1 protein-coding gene is annotated in these 829 nt (G+C 73.2%); it reads left to right on the top strand.

Annotated elements, in window-relative coordinates:
- The first annotated feature begins 244 nt into the window (after positions 1-244).
- A complete protein-coding gene (locus FNQ90_RS25355; protein WP_194432885.1) occupies positions 245-808 on the top strand; it encodes a GbsR/MarR family transcriptional regulator in 564 nt (187 codons plus the stop codon).
- The last annotated feature ends 21 nt before the right edge of the window (positions 809-829 follow it).

Below are 829 nucleotides of genomic sequence, written 5' to 3' on the forward strand. Positions count from 1 at the left end.
GACGAGGCGGGGTCGGGAGGGGCCGGGGTGCCCCGACCCCGGCCGCTTCACGGGCGCGCCGGCACGGGTCGGGGCGGATCCCGGGTCGCTTGCCGCCGGGGGGTTTCGAGCCTACGGTTGTTTCATGAATTCGTGAACACTCCGAAGATGATGATCGGGCCGGCAGGATGCGATCAGGGCCGCGTGCCGTCCGTCGATCGGCGGACGGCACGCGCCACGGACGCGATCACGGAGAGGACGGCACGTGCAGGAGGAGCGAATGGCGCCCCGGACGGAGTCGGGGGCCGCCGGCGGAGCGGTACCGGGGGAGACCGAGGGTCCCTGGACACCGGAGATCGCCGCCTTCGTCGAGCGCTTCGCCGGGGACCTCACCGACGCCGGCATCCAGCGGATGGCCTCCCGGGTCTTCGCCTGCCTGCTCATCGAGGACAGCGGGGCCCTCACCTCCGCCGAGATCGCCGAACGGCTGAGGGTGTCCTCCGGGGCGATCTCCGGGGCCGTCTCCTACCTCTCCCAGGTGCACCTGGTCTCCCGCGAACGCCAGCCCGGCACCCGCCGCGAGCGGTACCGGGTGCACCAGGACACCTGGCACCAGGCCATGTCCAACCGCGAACCCGTGCTCAACCGGTGGATCGCCAGCCTGCGCCACGGGATCGAGGTGGTCGGTCCCGACACCCCCGCCGGGCGGCGGCTGTCCGAGACCCTGGAGTTCATGGAGTTCATGCGCGTCGAGTTCCAGGAGGTCATGCGGCGTTGGGACGCCCGGCGGGCCGCCGCGTCCGCCGAGCCGGCCGAGGACACCCGCTGAGGGAGCCACCCGCCCCGGCCC

The organism is Streptomyces alkaliphilus (assembly GCF_014141535.1).
In the GTDB taxonomy this organism is placed as follows: Bacteria; Actinomycetota; Actinomycetes; order Streptomycetales; family Streptomycetaceae; genus Streptomyces; species Streptomyces alkaliphilus.